Raw genomic sequence first — 15369 nt, 5'->3', positions numbered from 1 at the left:
CAGATCAGACGTCACCCGGCTTGGGAGCCTTGCTGCCACGACCGGCGGCCGCGGGAACCGGAGCCGCCACCGGAGGGGCCGAAGCCTCGGCGGGGGTGTCGAGGCGAGGCCCGACACCGAGCTTCTCCTTGATCTTCTTCTCGATCTCGTTGGCGATGTCGGGGTTGTTCTTCAGGAAGTTACGGGCGTTCTCCTTGCCCTGCCCGAGCTGGTCGCCCTCATAGGTGTACCAAGCGCCGGCCTTGCGGACGAAGCCGTGCTCGACGCCCATGTCGATCAGGCCACCCTCGCGGGAGATGCCGAAGCCGTAGAGGATGTCGAAGTCGGCCACGCGGAAGGGCGGGGCCATCTTGTTCTTCACGACCTTGACGCGGGTGCGGTTGCCGACCGGCTCGGTGCCGTCCTTGAGCGTCTCGATGCGCCGCACGTCAAGGCGCACCGAAGCGTAGAACTTCAGCGCCTTGCCACCCGTCGTGGTCTCAGGCGATCCGAACATGACGCCGATCTTCTCGCGCAACTGGTTGATGAAGATGGCTGTCGTGCCGGTGTTGCTGAGGGCGCCGGCCACCTTGCGGAGGGCCTGCGACATCAGACGGGCCTGCAGACCGACGTGGCTGTCGCCCATCTCGCCTTCGATTTCGGCCTTGGGCACCAGAGCCGCGACCGAGTCGATGACCACGAGGTCGATCGCGCCCGAACGGATCAGCATGTCGGCGATCTCCAGCGCCTGCTCACCGGTGTCGGGCTGGGAGACCAGCAGGGCGTCGGTGTCGACGCCGAGCTTCTGGGCGTAATCGGGGTCGAGGGCGTGCTCGGCGTCGATGAAGGCGGCGATGCCGCCCCCGCGCTGGGCGTTGGCGACGGCGTGGAGCGCCACCGTGGTCTTACCGCTGGACTCGGGGCCGTAGATCTCGACGATGCGGCCACGGGGGAACCCACCGATGCCGAGCGCGACGTCGAGGGCGATGGCCCCGGTGGGAATGATCTCGATGGGGGCTCGCGCGTCATCGCCGAGGCGCATGACAGAGCCCTTGCCGAACTGCCGCTCGATCTGAGCGAGAGCAGTCTCAAGGGCCTTCTCGCGGTCGTTGGCTGCCATGGAGTGCTCCCCTGGAGGGTGTGTCGAAGTCGTTTCCGTCGCCTGAAAGCTACGGGCTGCCACCGACATTTTCCCGGAGCGGGCCCAGGGGCGTCGGCAACTTTCAATATAGCCGAACGATTGTTCGATCACAGCTCAACACAACGAGAGCCCTCGAATGGGCCATGCCTCTCGCGGGGACGTCGTCATGTGATCCGTCTTGACCTCTGAACAATTGTGACGATCGCTCACCTATAAGTAGATGATCGGCATATATTGATCACATGAGGCAGATGCAGGAGCCGACCTTCCTGATCCTGACCGCGCTAGCTGCCGGTCCACAACACGGGTACGGCGTCATCACTGATGTGGAGCGCATCTCCGACGGCCAGGTTCGCCTGCGCGCCGGCACCTTGTACGCCGCTTTCGACCGACTCCAGGAAGAGGGCCTGATCATCGAGGACCGAGAGGAGATCGTCGATGGCCGGGTGCGTCGCTACTACCGGCTGACCGGCGACGGTGCGGCGAGACTGGCGGCGGAGGCTGAGCGGATGCGTAGGCACGCCAAGGCGGCCACCGCACGCCTGCGCGCGATCGGCTCGGGAGGAATGGCATGAGCCCGCTCGAAGCCCGCTACCGGCGGCTGCTGGCCTGCTATCCCCGCGACCACCGGGCGCGGCACGAAGCGGAGATGATGGGAGTGCTGCAGGCGGGGGCACGGCCCGGACAGACCCGCCCAGACCTGGCTGACGTGGCCGACCTGCTGCGGGGTGCGGCGCGGGTGCACACCCGGCGGGCCTTCGGCGCGGTCTCGGCAGGCGCCTGGCGCGACGGGCTGGCCGTCGCCGTGGCGCTATGGCCGTTCCTGATGCTGGTCACCGAGGTGGCGACCGTGTCGCTGCGGGTCGCCGAATCCCTGCGTCACGGCGCGGCCTTCCTGGAGCAACCGAGCTCGATCCGTTTCCTGACCGAGCCGGCCCTGGTCGCGGCCCTGCCCGCGCTGGCCGTGCTGTTCGGCCGCCGGTGGATCGCCGTGCTCGCCGTGGTCGCGTTCGCGCTGGCCGGCCACCCGGGCCCTGAACTGAATCTGGACATGCTGTTCCTCCCGAACTACGGCCCCCTCCTGCTGGCCGAGGTGATGGCGCTGGTCATCGCCTTCATGCCGGTGGCCTACCGCGCGGTCGGGCTGATCCCCCGGGGCGCCTTCCTGCTGTGGGGGCCGCTCGCCCTCGTGGGGCTCATCGCCAGCGAGGCCATCGTGCGCGCGCGCTGGGTAGACGTGATCGCCGACCACGTCATCACGACCTGGAAGCCGGTGCCGTGGCTGATCGTGGTCGCGCTGGCGGCCGGGTACGCGTGTCGATCGGCCGTGGGTCGGCGGGCGGCGCTACTGCTGTTCCTGCCCGCGGCGGCCCTGGGCGACCTCGGGGACCTGCCGTCGGTGCCCACCTCCACGGCCCTTGCCCAGCTCGGGTGTGCGGCCCTAGCCTTCACCGCCGCGGCTGCCTTAACCCGGCGGCGGAGCGGCCAGAGACGAGCCCCGGCTTCTTGAGGAAGAACGCCCAGCGGATCAACGACCAGGCAGCCTCGATGGAGTGGTACCAGCGCTCGCTGAACATGAATCCGCCTCATCCAGGCGATACCACCGGTCGCTGAGCTGGTACCAGAACTCACGCATAGACCCAGTCACTCAAATTTCGCTGGCACACGCTCAACCTTCGCTGGCACAGGACACGAACAGGCATATCCGTCTCGTGATCAGGTGTCCGGCCAGGTCATGATCGGCATACGGACCCGGCGTCCGTCCGTGGAAGACGCCCTCGATCAGCGCAGCCGGGGGTCCACGTCGGTCACTCCGCACACGGCGCGCCAGACCTCTTTGGCCGCCACCCCGTCGTCGAGCGCCTGCTTCACGGTACGACCACCGAGCTCGGCGATCACGTAGTCATGCGCCCAGGAGGTGGCGTACCTCTCACCGAAGTGGCGGTTCATCCGGTTCCAGAAGTCGGTCAAGCGCATTCTTCCAGTATGGTCCCGGAAGCCGCATGGACGGACCTGAGCCCTCGTTCGGGCCACGATCAAGATCCAGGCGCTCCCGAGACGACACGGGCCGGAGAAGGACCTGGCGCGCGGAGCCGGATCGGCCGAGGAACGCCGGCGGTCACAGGACGCGAGAGCCGTACATCTCCCCGAGAGGGTCGGCGAGCAGCTCCAGGCGGGCACCATCGGGATCACGGAAGTAGATGGAGGCGTCGCTCTCGATCTGGTACTGCACGCCCGCGTCGTCCAGCTTGCCCCGGAGCCTCTCCCATTTCCCTCGTTCCACGGAGATGGCGATGTGATGCAGCCCGCCCAGCACCTCCTGGTACGGTCCCAGGTCCAGTCCGGGGAGATCGAAGAACGCCAGCAGGTTGCCGTTGCCGATGTCGAAGAAGAAGTGGTTCGACCCCTTGTAATCACGGTTCTCGAAGATCTCCGTGAGCGGGAACTCCAGGACCCCCTGGTAGAAGTCGATGGTTCGCTCGACGTCCGAGCAGATCAGTGCGAAGTGGTGAAGGCCGCGCGCGCTGCTCTCGGGGCGTTGCGCGTGGAGATGCCGTTCCCGGATCCGCTCCCGGGTCGCCTCGATGGCCGCGTAATCGATGTCCATAGTCCAGATGACGGCCCAGACGCGCCCGATGTCAAGTCGGAGTGCCTCGTCCTGGACGACACCTTCTTTTCCTCAGACGCACGCCCGGCGACGGGCGGTGGCGCGTTTTGTCGGTGGCGCGTTGCATGATGAAGCGGTGACGGCATCAGTGTTCGACCATTTCACCTCGGTGACCAGGCAATGGTTCGCCGACTCCTTCGCCGCGCCCACCACGGCGCAGGAGGGGGCGTGGAGGTCGATCGCGCGCGGCGACAACACGTTGGTGGTCGCGCCGACAGGGTCCGGCAAGACCCTGGCCGCCTTCCTGTGGTCGCTCGACCGCCTCGCCGCCGAGCGCATGACCACCGGGCCGCGAGACGGAGGGTCACCCGAAGCCGGGGCACCCCGGCAGCGAGCGGCCAAGACCCGCGAGCGATCGCTCCAGGAAGCGAACCCGGCGCGCCAGTGCCGCGTCGTCTATGTCTCACCGCTGAAGGCGCTGGCGGTCGACATCGAGCGCAACCTGCGAGCCCCGCTGACCGGCCTCAAGCAGACCGCCCGCCGGATGGGCCTGCCCGTGCCGGAGATCTCGGTCGCCATCCGTTCGGGAGACACCGCCGCCGAGGACCGCCGCCGCTTCGCCGCCAACCCGGCCGACATCCTGATCACCACCCCCGAGTCGCTTTACCTGCTGCTCACCAGCAAGGCGCGTGAGGCGCTGCGCGGGGTGGAGACGGTCATCATCGACGAGGTGCACGCCGTCGCCGCCACCAAGCGAGGGGTTCATCTGGCCCTGACCCTCGAGCGGCTCGACGCGCTGCTCGCCCGCCCGGCGCAGCGCATCGGCCTGTCGGCCACGGTCCGGCCGGTGAGCGAGGTGGCGACCTTCCTGGGCGGCGCCCGGCCGACGACGGTCGTGCAGCCGCCTTCCCAGAAGGTCATCGAGGTCGACGTGATCGTCCCCATCGAGGACATGACCGAGCTCAACGTGGCTCCCCAGCAGACCGCCCCGGCCGACGACGACGAGTCCTCCTGGTCGATGCAGCCCCCGGCGCGGCGGTCCATCTGGCCGCACGTCGAGGAGCACCTGCTCGACCTGATCGAGTCCCACCGATCGACGATCATCTTCGCCAACTCCCGGCGCCTCGCCGAGCGCCTGTGCGCCCGGCTCAACGAGCTCGCGTTCGAGCGCATGGCGGGCCAGGCCGACGGCCCGGTGACCTCTCCCGGAGACGACCTCTCACTCGGGAAGTGCTCACCACCCGCTCTGTCGCCACCGGCGGCGCTGATGGCACAGGCCGGTGCCACCAAGGGCGTGGTGCCCGAAATCGTCCGCGCACACCACGGGTCGGTCTCCAAGGAGGAGCGAGCGCAGATCGAGGAGGCGCTGAAGTCCGGGCGCCTGCCGGCCGTGGTCGCCACCTCCAGCCTGGAGCTCGGCATCGACATGGGCGCGGTCGATCTCGTGGTCTGCGTGGAGGCTCCGCCTAGCGTCGCCAGCGGCCTGCAGCGCATCGGCCGGGCCGGTCACCAGGTGGGCGCGGTCTCCAAGGGCGTGATCTTCCCCAAATATCGTGGCGATCTGATCCAGACCACCGTGGTGTCCGAGCGCATGAAGAGCGGCCAGATCGAGGAGATGCGCTATCCACGCAACCCTCTCGACGTGCTCGCCCAGCAGATCGTGGCGATGTGCGCGCTCGACGAGTGGACGGTCGACGAGCTCGAGACTTTGGTCAGGCGGGCCGCTCCCTACGCCACACTGCCGCGGAGCGCCCTTGAGGCCACACTCGACATGCTGGCCGGGCGTTATCCCAGCGAGGAGTTCGCCGAGCTGAGGCCCCGCATCGTGTGGGACCGCGTGACCGGCCGTATCACCGGGCGTCCAGGTGCCCAGCGCCTCGCGGTCACCAACGCCGGCACCATCCCCGACCGGGGCATGTTCGGCGTCTTCCTGGTAGGCGGCGATACCGGGCGCGGCGGCAGGCGGGTCGGCGAGCTCGACGAGGAGATGGTCTACGAGTCCCGGGTCGGGGACGTCTTCGTGCTGGGCGCCACCTCATGGCGCATCGAGGACATCACCGCCGACCGGGTGCTGGTCTCCCCCGCCTCTGGGCAGCCGGGCAAGCTGCCGTTCTGGCACGGCGACGCGCTCGGCCGGCCTGCCGAGCTGGGCCGGGCACTCGGCGCGTTCCTGCGCGAGATGTCGGAAGGGAAGACCGAGCGCCTCTCCGAGGCCGGGCTCGACGCCTTCGCCGTCGGCAACCTCCTCGCCTACCTCTCCGAACAGCGTGAGGCCACCGGGTACGTCCCCGATGACCGCACCCTGGTCGTCGAGCGCTTCCACGACGAGCTCGGCGACTGGCGCGTCGTCATCCACACACCGTACGGCGCCCGTGTCCACGCGCCCTGGGCGCTCGCCATCGGGCGCCGCCTGCGCGAGCGGTACGACCTCGACGTGCAGACGATGCACTCCGACGACGGCATCGTGCTGCGCATCCCCGACACGCTCGAAGGGGCGCCCACCGATGTGGCGATCTTCGACGCCGACGACATCGAGCAGATCGTCACCGAGGAGCTGGGCGGGTCGGCGCTGTTCGCGTCCCGCTTCCGCGAATGCGCCGGCCGCGCGCTCCTGCTCCCCCGGCGTAACCCCGGAAGGCGATCTCCCCTGTGGCAGCAGCGCCAGCGCGCGGCCAACCTGCTGAAGGTCGCGAGCAAGTACGGCTCGTTCCCCGTGGTCCTCGAGACCATGCGCGAGTGCCTCCAGGACGTTTTCGACGTGCCGGGGCTGGTCCAGCTCATGCGCGACATCGCCGCCCGTCGCGTGCGCGTGGTCGAGGTGGAGACGAACCAGGCGTCGCCCTTCGCCGCGTCGCTGCTGTTCGCCTACGTCGGCGCTTTCATGTACGAGGGGGACGCGCCGCTGGCGGAGCGGCGTGCCCAGGCGCTGGCCCTGGACACCCATCTGCTGGCCGAGTTGCTGGGCGAGGCCGATCTTCGGGAGTTGCTCGACCCCGACGTGGTGGCCGACACCGAGCGGGAGCTGGCCAGGCTGGGCCGGCCGCTGCGCGACGCCGAGGACCTCGCCGACCTGCTGAGGACCCACGGCCCGTTGCAGGCCGAGGACGTCACCGTACGAGAGGGTGATCCCGCCTGGCTGGCCGATCTGGAGTCGGCCCGGCGGGCCATCCGCGTGAGGGTCGCCGGAGTCGAGCAGTGGGCGGCGATCGAGGACTCCGCGCGACTGCGTGATGCGCTGGGCGTGCCCCTCCCGATGGGCGTGCCGCATGTCTTCCTGGAGCCGGTGACCGATCCGCTCGGCGACCTGCTCGCCCGGCACGCGCGCACGCGCGGCCCCTTCCCCGCGTCCACGGCGGCAGTCCGGTTCGGTCTCGGCGTCGCGGTCGTCATCGACGCGCTGCGGCGGCTGGCGTCGTCGGGCGGGGTGGTGTCCGGTGAGTTCCGTCCCGGGGGTTGGGGCGAGGAGTGGTGCGACGCCGGTGTGCTGCGGCTCCTGCGGCGCAGATCGCTGGCCCGGCTCCGTAAGGAGGTCGAGCCGGTCCCGCCGGAGGTGCTCGGCGCCTTCGCCCCCGCGTGGCACGGCATCACCGAGGGCAGGTCCGCCCGGGGCATCGATGCTCTGGTGCACGCCATCGAGCAACTGCAGGGCGCGGCCGTGCCGGCGTCCGCGCTGGAGACGCTGGTCCTGCCCAGCAGGGTCCCCGGGTACGAGCCCGCCCTGCTCGACGAGCTGACCGCCTCGGGCGAAGTCGTCTGGGCCGGGCAGGGTTCGCTGCCCGGAAGCGACGGCTGGGTGTCACTGTTCTTCGCCGACACCGCCCCCCTGCTGCTGCCTCCGCCGGCCGAGATCACGATGACTCCGCTGCACGAGAAGGTGCTGGAGGCGCTGAGCGGCGGCGGCGCCCTGTTCTTCCGCGATCTCGGAAGCCGGGTCGCATCGCTCGACGACACGGCGCTCGCCGGCGCGCTCTGGGATCTGGTGTGGGCGGGGCGGGTGTCCGGCGATACGCTGGCACCACTACGGGCGGCGCTGGGTTCCGGACGGCCGGCGCACCGCGCGTCATCGGCCCGCAGGCGCAGAGCCGTGCTGCCGACCCGGGCCGGTCCGCCGACCGTCAGCGGCCGCTGGTGGCTGCTGCCCGAGCCCTCCGCAGATGCGACGCAGCGCGCTCATGCCCAGGCCGAGGTCCTCCTGGAGCGGCACGGCGTCGTGACCAAGGGCGCGGTGGCGGCGGAGCGTCTCACCGGAGGCTTCGCCACCGTCTATCCCGTGCTGCGGGCATTCGAAGAGTCCGGGCGGTGCCGCCGGGGGTACTTCGTCGAAGGTCTGGGAGGCGCGCAGTTCGCCCTTCCCGGTGCCGTCGACCGCATGCGGGCCATCGGGTCGAGCATGTTCTCCGAGATCGGCGGCGCCCGCCCGCAGGAAGGCGCCCGGGTCGAGCGACGTGCGGTGGTCCTCGCCGCGACCGACCCCGCCAACCCGTACGGCGCGGCGCTGCCATGGCCGGCCCACCCTGGGGAGATCACCCATAAGCCCGGGCGCAAGGCAGGTGCGCTGGTGGTGCTGGTCGACGGCCGGCTGGTGCTCTACGTCGAGCGCGGCGGGAAAACCCTGCTGTCCTTCGCCGACGACGACCGGCTGCGGCCCGCGGTGGACGCCCTGGCGCTGGCCGTCCGCGACGGAGCGCTCGGGAAGCTCACCGTGGAGAGGGCCGACGGCACGTCCATCATCGACTCCCCGCTCGCCGCCGCGCTGGAGTCCGCCGGCTTCCACCCGACCCCTCGCGGCCTCCGCCTACGCGCCTGACCTTTCACTGAACCGCTGGTCAGAGGGCGGTTGGTTAGTTGATCAGCCGGTCAGGCGTCAGTGGGTTCCGGTTTGTGGAGGTTGGTCAGGGCCAGATTTTGGCTTGCACTCCGAAGACATCCGGGTCGCTTTCCACGGGGAGGACGCAGAGCAGGTGCCCGCCGGGCGCGCGCAGCACGCGGCACTCCTGCCACTGCGACACCTGCGTGGCACCGAGGCCGATCAAGCGCGCGGTCTCGGCCTCCACGTCGTCCGTCTCAATGTCCAGGTGGTAGCGAGGTACGTCCTCGACCGCCTGTATAGCGGTGACCAGCCCGGGAATGGCCTCGTGCAGCGTGGTGAACTGCGGTTCCGAGGGGAGGGCCTCAGTCCGGACGCCGAGAGCGGCCGACCAGAAAGCCGCCGCGTTGGCGGCTTCGGCTTCGGGCGTGTCGATCAGAATGGCGTAGACGCGGCTTCGATGCATGCGCCGCAGATTATCGGTCCCTCTTGGTCTTGTGACGGAGATCGATCCGGCGCAGGGCTCGCCGTTGACAGGCTTGTAAACGGGTCCCGGTCAGGGGGCTTGATAGACCGGCTTCGTCGGCTCGCAGGCGAGCGGGGTCGGGGCGGCGGATTACGGCCCTCCCGGCGCCCCTGCTGATCGGGAAACCTGGTTGTCCGGGAACCCGGTTGATCGTAGACCGTGCCTGGTTGGGGGTAAGAACCGCCCGAACGAGTGGGCCGGCGTGTTATAGGCAAGATCGAGAAAGTGTGGGTGGCCGGGCGGCTATGCGAGGTTCCTTGGTTCGGCCCTTCTTGGGGGGTCCAGGGCTGGGTGGGAATCAACCGGGTTCCCCGATCAAACGGGCGCCGGGAGGGACCTCTACGAGTCACCACCACCAACGCCATCCACCGTCCCACCGCACCACGATCCCGCCGCCGCTACAGCGGCGCACATGGGTGCGAAAGACCATACAACTGCCAAGAACCCCTCCACCAACCACCCGAACGCCCCTCGGGATAACCCAGCTCGGCCCCTCCAGGGCCGTCCACCGCCGGGGTGGGAATCAACCGGGTTCCCCGATCAAACGGGCGCCGGGAGGGACCCTCTACGAGTCACCATCACCCAACGCCATCCACCGTCCCATCGCACCACGATCCTGCCGCCGCTACAGCGGCGCACATGGGTGAGACGGCCATATGACTGCCGTCCATGCAACCGCCGAGAACCTCATCACCAAGCGCCCCAACGCCCCCGGAGGTAACCCAACTCGGCCCCCTCCAGGGCCGTCCGCTGCCGGGAGGGGTGCGGACCTGACCGACGCGAACCTGAACGCGGCCGGCATCGACGACCAGACCAAGCTCCCCGCAGGGGCCCCTGGGACGTGAGTAACCGTGTGTCCCACCCCAGGCGTCCCGCCCCCAGCGTCCAACCCCCGGCGTCAAACCCCCGCGATCACGACCCGACGGCTGTGCAGGCACTCACTAAGGGAGTGTGCGAGGGCCGTAGATGGCGGTTCTGGTGTTGGTGGTCATGGCCCAGTAGCGGTCGCCGTAGGACCAGTGCCACCACTCGGTCGGGTAGTTGACCAGCCCGGCGGCCTCCAGAGCCGCGCCGAGGATCTTCCGGTGCGCGCGTGCGTCGGCGGAGATGTTCGGGGCGGCGGTGTAGCAGGCTCCGTCGCTCTCCTCGGGGTTGGCGTTGACCGGGGTGCCCATGTCGAGTTCGACGCCGGCCTCGGTGGCGAGGGTAAGGTCCACCGCCGCGCCCGCCGTGTGCGGTGCGACCTCGATAGGGGAAACGTACCGACTCGCCGCTACATGCAGCTCTTCAGGCGACATTTCCGGGAACGCCCCCCGAAGCTCGTCCTTGTATCCCTCGAAGTACTGCCGTTGCAGCGCCGGAGGCCGGTACCCCTCGACCACGAGCAGCCGGTAGCCGTACGGGAGCTTCCGCTGCGCCTTCACCAGCCGGGCGAGCAGGCTCTCACGCAGGTGCGCGTAGGCGCCGCCCGGGTCCGCCAGCCTGCCGTCGACCGCCAGGACGCCCCTCACGTCGGCCAGCGGCTCCCCGTTGTCCTCCACGGGGATCGAGGTCACGCGAGGGTCAGAAATCAGGACGACATTGTGCATGAGCAGCAAGTCTGGCATAAACGGCATGCCAAGGACGGCAGCCAAGGGTCGCACGGCGGATGACCTTGCCGTACGACCAAGCGTCTCCTCAGACGTCGACCGTGTTGGAGAAGACTTCCTCCCGCGCCTGGTCCAGGGCCGCCAACACCGCCCCGCGCAGCACCGGATTGCCCTCGACCCGCGTGACGGCGACCCGCGGCCGGCTCGGGCAGATCTGGGCCACCGCCTCCTCCACCCTGCTCGCCAGCGCCCGTCCACCGGCACGGCCCACGTCCCCGCTCAGTACGACCAGCCCGGGGTCGAGCACGACCGTCACCGCTGCCACCCCGATGGCCAGCCGCCGCGCCAGCTCGTCCAGGAACCGGTCGTGACCGCCCGCGACGGCCATACGGACGATCCCCGCCGCGGAGCCGGCCCCGTGCGAGGAGCCGTTCGAGCCGAGGATGCCGTGGGCGGCGGCGAGGCCGATGACGGCGGCGGTGCCGACCAGGCGCTGGAAGGAGCCGGACTGCGGCTCTGCGACGTCGATGGGCAGCGGTTCTCCCGGCACCGGGAGCCATCCGATCTCCCCCGCTCCTCCGGTGAACCCCCGGTGCAGGCGAGAGCCCAGCATGACGCCCAGCCCCTGGCCAACCCCCGCCCATACCAGGACGAAGTCATCGAACCCGCGCGCGGCCCCGTACGAGTGCTCGGCCAGCGCGGCCAGGTTCACATCGTTCTCGATCATCACCGAGGACCCCAGCGTGGCGCGGAGGTCGGCGAGCACGCCCGCGTGCCAGGACGGCAGGTCGAAGGAGAATCGGACGTCACCGGTCCGCGGATCGACCACGCCGCGGGTGCCGATGACCAGGGCGCTCAGCCGGGACATGCTCACGTCGGCCGACTCGCAGGCCTGCCGCACCGCGCGGTGCACGGTCTTCACAGGCTCCCCGGTCCGGCAGGGGTCCACGGTCACCTCGGCGATGATGTTCCCGGTGATGTCGGCCACGCCCGCGGTCACCCTGTCCGGCAGCACTTCCAGGCCCGCGACGTAGGCGCTGGAGGGGACCACCGTGTACAGCGCGGCGTTGGGCCCGCGGCCGCCAGGGCGCTCACCCGAGATCGCCACCAGCCCGCGTTCTTCGAGGCGGGCCAGCAACTGCCCTGAGGTGACCTTGGACAGCCCTGTGTGCTGGCCGAGTTCGGCCCGGGTCAGCGGTCCTTCGGAGAGCAGGAGTTCCAGGGCGGCGCGGTCGTTGAGCTGACGCAGGAGCCTGGGCGTCCCTGGGCGTCGTCTGGGCATGGAGTCTGGCCCTCTCGTCACGATCCGCTAACGGGCGTTTCTTTTAAGAAAGTTTCTTGTTAGTTTAGCGGCAGTCACCCCGCAGGCAAGTGATCAGGCCTCGGGATGTCGCAGCGCAGAGCACGAAGATGGCGCCTTTCGCCTGGTGCACCGCCCCTGACGTGCGCCTTTCGATGAGCGCGAGCCCGACGTAAAGCCGGGAAGGGAGAACCCGAACGTGAAGATCGGAAAGATCGCTGCCGCGACGGCCACGACCGCCGCTCTTGCCCTTGGTGTCGCCGCCTGCGGGAGCAGCGAGCCCACCAAGCCGGCCGAACCCCAGGCGTCCGCCGCCGCCTCGGGCCCGAAGTTCGCCGGTCAGACCCTGACGGTCTGGCGACTCGGGGCCCCCAACGACGTGCAGACCAAGTACATGGAAGACCTGAACGCCAAGTTCAAGGAGCAGACGGGCGCCGAGGCCACGGTCCAGTGGATCCCTTGGCCTGACGCCCAGAAGAAGTGGACCGCCGCGCTCGCCGGCGGCGAGGGCCCGGACGTGACCGAGTTCGGCAACGACCAGGTCGCCGCCTGGGTCGCCCAGGAGGCCCTCGCCGACATCACCGACGTGGTGAAGGCCAACGCCGACTTCCAGCAGATCCCGCAGAACCTGTGGGGCTACGAGACCATCGACAACAAGATCTATGCCGCGCCGTGGGGCGGCGGCACCCGGGCCGTCCTCTACCGCAAGGACTGGTTCAAGAGCCTCGGCATCGAGGCGCCCAAGACCTGGGACGACCTGGTGGCCGCGGCCAAGCAGATCGTCGCGAAGAAGGGCAAGGACGTCGACGGCTTCGCCTTCAACGGCGGCTCCGACGCCAACATGTCGCTCTCGCCGTTCGTCTGGTCCGCCGGCGGCGACTTCGCCGCCTTCGAGGGCGGCAAGTGGATCGGCAAGCTGACCGACCCGGCCTTCAAGGAGGGCTTCCAGTTCTACACCGACCTGGTGGCCAAGGAGGGCGTGTCCGGCAAGGCGCGCCTCGCCCAGAACTCGGTGGACATCAGCCAGCGCTTCGCCGCCGGCAAGGTCGGCATGTACGTCACGGGTGGCTGGGACATCGACACCATCAAGGAACAGAGCAAGGGCAAGGTCGGCGACGACCAGATGGCCTTCTTCTCGCTTCCCAACAAGGAGGGCAGCGGCCCGGCGCCCGCCTTCCAGGGCGGCAACGACATCGCCATCTGGAAGGACGCCAAGAACCCCGAACTGGCCGCGGAGTACCTCAAGCTCGCCGCGGGCAAGGAGTTCGGCACGCGGTACGCCAAGGAGGGCGGCCTGCTGCCCCTCTACCCCGACGCTCTGGCCGACTTCGCCAGCGACCCGGTGCAGGCGCCGTTCGCCGAGACGTTCAAGGTGGCCAAGGGCTTCCCGGCCGACCCGAACTGGGCCGAGGCCAACGACACCAAGGCCGTGCTGCAGAACGCCGCGCGCGCCGTCATCGAGGGCAAGAAGAACATCGACACCGCCCTCGCTGACGCCAACAAGGAACTCGAGACGATTTTGAACCAGCAGTAGCCATGGCGCAGACCTCCACGGTCGCCCGGGGCGGAGGCAAGTCCTCCGCCCCGGCGCGGCGCCGGTCCCACCGCCCTCCACGCCGGTCAAGCGGCATGCCGGCCTGGGTCATCCCCTACGCCATGCTGCTGCCCGGCCTCCTGGTCATCGCGATCCTGCTGCTCTATCCGCTGTACCAGATGGTCGACATGTCCTTCCACAAGGTGGGACTGCGGCAGATCCGGCCCAACCCCCAGCCGGCCGAGTTCCTGGGGCTGGGCAACTACACCCAGGTCTTCCAGTCCGACCTGTTCTGGTCCTCACTGCGCAACACCGTGGTCTTCGCCGTGATCACCGTCGCGCTCACGCTGCTCACCGGCACGCTGGTCGGGCTGCTGCTCCACAGGCTCGGCAAGAAGATGTCCACCTTCGTCATCGTCGGCATCATGGCCGCCTGGGCCACCCCGCCCACCGCCACCGCCATCATCTGGAAGTGGCTCTTCGACCCCGACGCCGGCGTGGTGAACTGGTCGCTCAACCTGCTTCCGGACTGGTTGTCCAGCATGGTCCTCGGACGGTCGGACTGGTCGGGCCAGCCCTGGCTCAACGATTCCACGACGATCTACCTGGTGCTGATCGTCGCCGTGGTGTGGGCGTCCTTCCCGTTCATCGCGGTGTCGGTGCTGGCGGGGCTCAAGAGCATTCCGTCCGAGCTGTACGAGGCGGCCAGGGTCGACGGGTCGACCCCCCTCATGACCTTCAGGCGGATCACCTTCCCGCTCCTGAAGCCGGTGTTCTCGGTCCTGCTGGTGCTCTCCGTCATCTGGGACTTCAAGGTCTTCACCCAGCTGTACGTGCTCGCTGGTGGCACGACCAACAGGGACGCGTTCAACCTGTCGCTGTGGGCGTACACCGAGGCGTTCAGCGCACCGCCCAAGATGGGCTTCGGCGCCGCCATCGCCGTCATCCTCACGGTGATCATGCTGCTGATCACCGCCGTCTATGTCCGGCAAATCGTGAGAACGGAGGACGTGTGATGAATCCGCGGACCACCAAGCGGCTGAAGCTGTCCGGGTTGAACGCGGCCGGCGTCCTGGTCTTCCTGTTCGCGGTCTTCCCCGTCTACTGGATGGTCGCCACGGCCTTCAAGCCCAACGACGAGATCTTCACGACGCGGTTCATCCCCTTCCCGTTCGCGCCCACCCTTGACCACGTCTCCCGGGTGCTGACCAAGGGCGTCGCCGGGCACTCCGTATGGCAGTACCTCATGAACAGCGCGGTCGTCGCCCTGGGCACCGTGCTCATCGGCTCGATCTTCGCGCTCCTGGCCGCCACCGCCGTGGCGCGCTTCAGGTTCAAGTTCCGTACGAGCTTCCTGATCCTGCTGCTCATCGTGCAGATGGTGCCCGCCGAGGCACTGCTGATCCCGCTGTTCCTCATGGTCAAGCGGCTCGGGCTCTACGACCAGCTCCTGGGCCTGATCGTGGTCAACGTGGGATTCACGCTCCCGTTCGCGATCTGGATGCTGCGGACCTTCGTGGCCGCCGTGCCCAAGGAACTGGAGGAGGCGGCGGCGATCGACGGGGCCAGCCGGTTCGAGACGTTCTGGAAGGTCCTGTTCCCCCTGGTGGCGCCGGGCCTGGTGGCGACGAGCATCTTCTCGTTCATCACCGCGTGGAACGAGTTCGTCTTCGCGCTGACGCTGATCAACGACCAGGGCTCGTACACGATGCCCGTGGCGTTGCAGTTCTTCACCGGGCAGCGGTCGACGGACTGGGGCGGGATCATGGCCGCCTCGACCCTGATGACCATCCCGGTCATCGTGTTCTTCCTGCTGGTGCAGCGACGCATGGTGTCGGGCCTGGTCGCCGGCGCCGTGAAAGGCTGACCATCAGAGCCTCCCAAA

Annotated in this window: 12 protein-coding genes; 6 read left to right on the top strand and 6 right to left on the bottom strand. The window is 69.0% G+C overall.

All coding sequences use genetic code 11. The features are described from left to right. Positions 1-4: 4 nt before the first annotated feature. Positions 5-1099, bottom strand: a complete 1095-nt coding sequence (recA, locus tag ABD810_RS17310; RefSeq protein WP_344940545.1) for a recombinase RecA — start codon at positions 1097-1099, stop codon at positions 5-7. A gap of 263 nt (positions 1100-1362) precedes the next feature. On the opposite strand from recA, the gene ABD810_RS17305 reads away from it, so the two are divergent. Further along, positions 1363-1695: a PadR family transcriptional regulator gene (locus tag ABD810_RS17305; protein ID WP_344940542.1), complete on the top strand. Its 333-nt coding sequence runs from the start codon at positions 1363-1365 to the stop codon at positions 1693-1695. Next, complete coding sequence (locus tag ABD810_RS17300; protein ID WP_344940539.1) at positions 1692-2630, top strand: hypothetical protein; 939 nt, start codon at positions 1692-1694, stop codon at positions 2628-2630. The genes ABD810_RS17305 and ABD810_RS17300 overlap by 4 nt, the downstream gene beginning before the upstream one ends. A 272-nt stretch (positions 2631-2902) precedes the next feature. On the opposite strand, the gene ABD810_RS17295 is transcribed toward ABD810_RS17300, so the two are convergent. Both ABD810_RS17295 and ABD810_RS17290 read right to left on the bottom strand, forming a co-directional pair. Next, the gene (locus tag ABD810_RS17295; protein ID WP_344940536.1) at positions 2903-3097 is read right to left on the bottom strand and encodes a DUF3046 domain-containing protein; all 195 of its coding nucleotides are present in this window, start codon (positions 3095-3097) and stop codon (positions 2903-2905) included. A gap of 142 nt (positions 3098-3239) precedes the next feature. Further along, positions 3240-3728, bottom strand: a complete 489-nt coding sequence (locus tag ABD810_RS17290; protein WP_344940533.1) for a VOC family protein — start codon at positions 3726-3728, stop codon at positions 3240-3242. A gap of 136 nt (positions 3729-3864) precedes the next feature. On the opposite strand from ABD810_RS17290, the gene ABD810_RS17285 reads away from it, so the two are divergent. After that, positions 3865-8535 (top strand): ATP-dependent helicase, encoded by a 4671-nt coding sequence (locus ABD810_RS17285; protein WP_344940531.1) that lies wholly within the window; start codon positions 3865-3867, stop codon positions 8533-8535. An 85-nt stretch (positions 8536-8620) separates the two neighbouring features. Here ABD810_RS17285 and ABD810_RS17280 read toward each other — a convergent pair whose 3' ends face one another. From ABD810_RS17280 to ABD810_RS17270, 3 genes are all read right to left on the bottom strand, one after another. Next, complete coding sequence (locus ABD810_RS17280) at positions 8621-9001, bottom strand: VOC family protein (RefSeq protein WP_344940528.1); 381 nt, start codon at positions 8999-9001, stop codon at positions 8621-8623. Positions 9002-10002: 1001 nt separating this feature from the next. Next, positions 10003-10617: a M15 family metallopeptidase gene (locus ABD810_RS17275; RefSeq protein ID WP_344940525.1), complete on the bottom strand. Its 615-nt coding sequence runs from the start codon at positions 10615-10617 to the stop codon at positions 10003-10005. 121 nt (positions 10618-10738) lie between these two features. Next, positions 10739-11932 (bottom strand): ROK family transcriptional regulator, encoded by a 1194-nt coding sequence (locus tag ABD810_RS17270; RefSeq protein ID WP_344940522.1) that lies wholly within the window; start codon positions 11930-11932, stop codon positions 10739-10741. A 217-nt stretch (positions 11933-12149) separates the two neighbouring features. Between ABD810_RS17270 and ABD810_RS17265 the strand changes: the two genes are divergently transcribed. From ABD810_RS17265 to ABD810_RS17255, 3 genes are read left to right on the top strand one after another with little or no spacing between them, the layout of a single operon-like run. Next, on the top strand, positions 12150-13484 hold the full coding sequence (locus tag ABD810_RS17265) for an extracellular solute-binding protein (protein ID WP_344940519.1): 1335 nt from the start codon (positions 12150-12152) through the stop codon (positions 13482-13484). A gap of 2 nt (positions 13485-13486) precedes the next feature. Continuing rightward, complete coding sequence (locus ABD810_RS17260) at positions 13487-14500, top strand: carbohydrate ABC transporter permease (protein ID WP_344940516.1); 1014 nt, start codon at positions 13487-13489, stop codon at positions 14498-14500. Continuing rightward, positions 14500-15351 (top strand): carbohydrate ABC transporter permease, encoded by an 852-nt coding sequence (locus ABD810_RS17255; protein WP_344940514.1) that lies wholly within the window; start codon positions 14500-14502, stop codon positions 15349-15351. Before ABD810_RS17260 ends, ABD810_RS17255 begins: the two co-directional genes overlap by 1 nt. Positions 15352-15369 lie beyond the last annotated feature (18 nt).

This window comes from Sphaerisporangium flaviroseum (assembly GCF_039537005.1).
Classification (GTDB): Bacteria; Actinomycetota; Actinomycetes; order Streptosporangiales; family Streptosporangiaceae; genus Sphaerisporangium; species Sphaerisporangium flaviroseum.
The sequence above is the reverse complement of the archived record's forward strand: the minus strand, read 5'-3'. Positions and strand labels throughout refer to the sequence as shown.

What these genes read in the sequence shown, in the direction of transcription:
- ABD810_RS17255 (WP_344940514.1), top strand. Translation starts at nt 14,500, where the DNA reads ATGAATCCGCGGACCACCAAGCGGCTGAAGCTGTCCGGGTTGAACGCG.
- ABD810_RS17300 (WP_344940539.1), top strand. Translation starts at nt 1,692, where the DNA reads ATGAGCCCGCTCGAAGCCCGCTACCGGCGGCTGCTGGCCTGCTATCCC.
- ABD810_RS17280 (WP_344940528.1), bottom strand. Translation starts at nt 9,001, where the DNA reads ATGCATCGAAGCCGCGTCTACGCCATTCTGATCGACACGCCCGAAGCC.
- ABD810_RS17260 (WP_344940516.1), top strand. Translation starts at nt 13,487, where the DNA reads ATGGCGCAGACCTCCACGGTCGCCCGGGGCGGAGGCAAGTCCTCCGCC.
- ABD810_RS17290 (WP_344940533.1), bottom strand. Translation starts at nt 3,728, where the DNA reads ATGGACATCGATTACGCGGCCATCGAGGCGACCCGGGAGCGGATCCGG.
- ABD810_RS17270 (WP_344940522.1), bottom strand. Translation starts at nt 11,932, where the DNA reads ATGCCCAGACGACGCCCAGGGACGCCCAGGCTCCTGCGTCAGCTCAAC.
- ABD810_RS17305 (WP_344940542.1), top strand. Translation starts at nt 1,363, where the DNA reads ATGAGGCAGATGCAGGAGCCGACCTTCCTGATCCTGACCGCGCTAGCT.
- ABD810_RS17295 (WP_344940536.1), bottom strand. Translation starts at nt 3,097, where the DNA reads ATGCGCTTGACCGACTTCTGGAACCGGATGAACCGCCACTTCGGTGAG.
- recA (WP_344940545.1), bottom strand. Translation starts at nt 1,099, where the DNA reads ATGGCAGCCAACGACCGCGAGAAGGCCCTTGAGACTGCTCTCGCTCAG.